The sequence below is a fragment of the Bacillus cereus group sp. N12 genome (genome assembly GCF_016483575.1).
GTDB classification, from domain to species: Bacteria; Bacillota; Bacilli; order Bacillales; family Bacillaceae_G; genus Bacillus_A; species Bacillus_A toyonensis.
The window spans coordinates 1-3,515 of record NZ_JAEHBO010000162.1 but is presented as its reverse complement, the minus strand read 5'-3'; the positions used below and the strand labels follow the sequence as shown (position 1 = coordinate 3,515).

Here is a 3,515-nt window from a genome sequence, read left to right as displayed (position 1 = left end):
ATCAGTGTTGACACATAAAAAGAGGTTCAGACACATAAACAGGCTGTGGAGAAGACTTTCTCCACAGCCTGGAAAACATCGCCACCAAAGTGGCGATGTTTTTATTTACCTTTCATTTCTTTCACATACTTCTTTTCTTCTTCTGGCGATAAACGTTCTGTTGCCTTTCCAGTATCACCATCTTGAATTTCCCACAAAAAGTTATGCTCCTCAACCGTTTGTGAAAAATCCCCTTTCTCCCAGCGCTCCAAAGTAGCAAGTAACTTTGATTTATTTTTAAAATTTGTACTGCTTTCTACTGCTTCCTTCGCACTACGAATTTCCTTATTTGTCATTTCAATAAATCCCCATTTTTCAGAGGATTTCACTTTTTGATGTACCATCCTATGCATGGTAGAAATAATTTCATCTTCACTAGCTTGTTGCTTCTCTTCCTTTTCTTTCTTCCCTTGTTGCCCCGTTACATTTTGTGCTTTCAGACTCTTCTCCTCTTCTTCTATATAATTTAGAAGTTTCGTAACACCGAATACAGCTCCTATCGCAATTACAATCATTGTAATTGTCCCTATAATCCATTTTTTCATATTATGTATTCCCCATTCCCCTAATAATCACATAAACAAATAGAATCGCCTGCGTACAGCCGATTCCATTTGTTTCCTTATTCCATTTTAAACCTTCATCGCTTCTCGCACAATATAACTATCCACATATTGCTTAAATTTTATGATTTTTCCATTTTCAAGCTGCCATATATGAACAAATTCTGCTTCAAACAATTTTCCCGTTTCTTTATAAACTCCTGAATACACACCTTCAGCAATAATTACATCTTTTCCGTTTACTTCATGATACATATTTACACTCGCTTTATAATCATCCCATTCTGATCCTAAACGACTAAATACATTTTCCATTATAGCCTCTGTACCTATATACGTTCCGCCGTACGGGAAACCTTTTGCCTCTGTCCATTCTATTTTTTCAGAGAGGGCTTCTGCTAAATGTTTTGCATTCGAAGAAGCTGATCCTTCATACGTGCTTTGAATAATTTCTAAATTTGATTTAAGCATAGTAATTCCTCCCACGTTTATTTATTCTTTACACAAATCGTAACTATTCCAGTTACAACTTGTGTAAAAAAATATGCTAATTAACTTCATTCTTAACTTAATCGTTGTAATCATTATAGTTACAGATACTCTTTAAGTCAACAATTTATAAATAAAATTTACCTCGTTTTCATTACTTTCTCTTTTAAGAAACGATCTACATATCCTTCTGCTTTTACAACGAATAAATACGCACCCATTGATAATAATGCAAGATCTAATTCATATCCTGGATTCTTACCATCTCCTAATAATCCTGCTGCTCCATTTACCTTTACGATAGCTCCAGCTAAAATAAGAGCGAATAACAATCCTACATATCGAACACCTAAACCGATAATTAATAATATACCACCAACTAATTCAACTGTCGCTACGCCATACGCAAGACCACCTGGTAAACCGATACTTGTAAACCATCCTGCTACGTTATCTATACCTGATTGAAACTTTGCTAAACCGTGTGCAAAGAACGTAACTCCTAACACGATACGAATAATTAAATTCCCAATATATTGATTCATTTTGAACTCTCCTTTTTTGTTTTGTTATGGTAAATATTTATTCACAAGACAAAACAATACGGTATTTCGTTTCATTCGTCAAATGCTTTTTTTAAAGAAAACAAAAAACATTATCCGTTTTACGAATAATGTCTTTTATAAAATAGCGCTAATTCCAGCTTTTACTCAATCGCACAGAAAAAGTTGAAACTTTTTTCCAGCACCAATATAAGGCAATAACGGCACGTCTTCTTCCACAACCATTCCGACAACATTCACCTTCTCATCTGTAGGCAAATCATTTATAACAACTTGCATCTCCCCGGCATATCTACCGTACAATTCATTATCAATTGTAATACTGCCTTTCTTTCTTGCGATTGCATGCATCGGCTGTAAAATCACTTTATTTCCTTCCCTTGATTCTACTGAGCGAATGACATCACGTGCTGGGTCTAATCTATTTGTATGCACTTGCTCTACTACTTTTAATACTTCATTTTCATTTATAAATGACTCATATCGCAGCGGAATAATCCCTCTACTCGCGCTCGCAATTTCTTGTACACTTTCTAAACTAGCACTTATATCTCCAATCAACACTTTATCGACATCACAATCTTGAACAAGTTCTAAAAACGCTTCAAGCGGGCGCATATTGCGGTGCTTTTCTAACGTTGGTAACCCTTCATATAACGGGCCACGTTTATCCTCATCTCCCGAAATAAATGCCATCGTTGTTATTCCACACGCATGTAAATATTGATTTTGCTTTTGTAAGAAGGACCTTGCTAGTCCTGTTTCTGGACGCGGATAAAAATTATGCCACGCTTCTACATTCTCTACCCGTATATTTTCCGCAAGTAACTCTTCCCAGAAAGATTCTGTAATCGTACTCGCATTTAAAGCTACTTTCATCTTATGAGATACACGCGCAATTTCCTTCGGCGCAATGCCATAATCCATTCGTAAACCAGTAATACCAAACCCCAATAACACTTCCACATTTTCATACGTTATTCCTAAATGATTTAACGACTTTGGAGATATATCCACCATTAATTCCATTTCATTTTCGAGAGCCTGTTTCCCTAATGTTTGAATTAACTCTTTATACGTATCTGGATCATCTTCCGGAATATGAAGTGATGTAAAAATAGATGAGAATCCGTTTTCCTTCGCTATTTTTAGCCACTCTTTTTGTTTGTCTGCTTGCCCTTTTGAAAGATAAATTGAAACTCCTATCATATGAATCTCCCTTTCTATGAATAGAAAAAGAGAAAGGAATCCCTTTCTCTATATGTTTTCTGCCATTTCTTCTTTAAATCCGAAGAAGTACGTGAAGATAAATCCGAAAGTATATGCAATGACTAAACCTAAGAAATATAGTAAATATTTATTATCAGCAATTAACGGGATTAAAGATAATCCTGATACGCCAATTCCGAGTGAAGCCGTTTTCATAACTGCTTGGAATGCGCCACCGACAGCCGCTCCTAAACAAGCAGTGATAAAAGGTTTTCCAAGTGGTAATGTAACCCCGTATAATAACGGCTCACCAATCCCTAAAAACCCAACTGGCAATCCACCTTTAATTACGTTACGAAGTCGTTTATTTTTTGTTTTTACATAAATTGCAATCGCTGCGCCCACTTGACCAGCACCAGCCATTGCGAGTACTGGTAATAAAGGTGTTACGTGCGTTTGATTAATAAATTCCATATGAATCGGTGTTAAACCGTGGTGTAATCCGACCATAACGAGTGGTAAAAACGTTCCGGCTAGCACTGCTCCAGCAAATGCCCCACCAACATTTAAAATTACGTTAATACCGCTCGTAATACCATCAGATAAAAATCCCGCTGCTGGCTGAATCGCTAACATCGTTACTATACTTACA

Annotated in this window: 5 protein-coding genes; all 5 read right to left on the bottom strand. The window is 36.3% G+C overall.

Annotated features, from left to right (window positions below; translation table 11 throughout):
* Nucleotides 1-101 precede the first annotated feature (101 nt).
* Nucleotides 102-584 carry a PRK06770 family protein gene (locus JDS92_RS29775; RefSeq protein ID WP_199633019.1) on the bottom strand — a complete coding sequence of 161 codons (483 nt, stop codon included), beginning with the start codon at nt 582-584 and terminating at the stop codon, nt 102-104.
* Nucleotides 585-671: 87 nt separating this feature from the next.
* Entirely contained in the window at nt 672-1,073 is a 402-nt protein-coding gene (locus JDS92_RS29770; protein WP_199633018.1) for a nuclear transport factor 2 family protein, read from the bottom strand.
* Nucleotides 1,074-1,231: 158 nt separating this feature from the next.
* A complete protein-coding gene (locus JDS92_RS29765; protein ID WP_199633017.1) occupies nt 1,232-1,636 on the bottom strand; it encodes a DoxX family protein in 405 nt (134 codons plus the stop codon).
* Nucleotides 1,637-1,801: 165 nt separating this feature from the next.
* Nucleotides 1,802-2,863, bottom strand: coding sequence for a DUF871 domain-containing protein (locus tag JDS92_RS29760; RefSeq protein WP_199633016.1), 1,062 nt, complete (start codon nt 2,861-2,863; stop codon nt 1,802-1,804).
* Between the two features lie 48 nt (nt 2,864-2,911).
* Nucleotides 2,912-3,515 (bottom strand): PTS sugar transporter subunit IIC (locus JDS92_RS29755; RefSeq protein ID WP_199633015.1); only part of this gene is annotated, 604 nt, incomplete at its 5' end.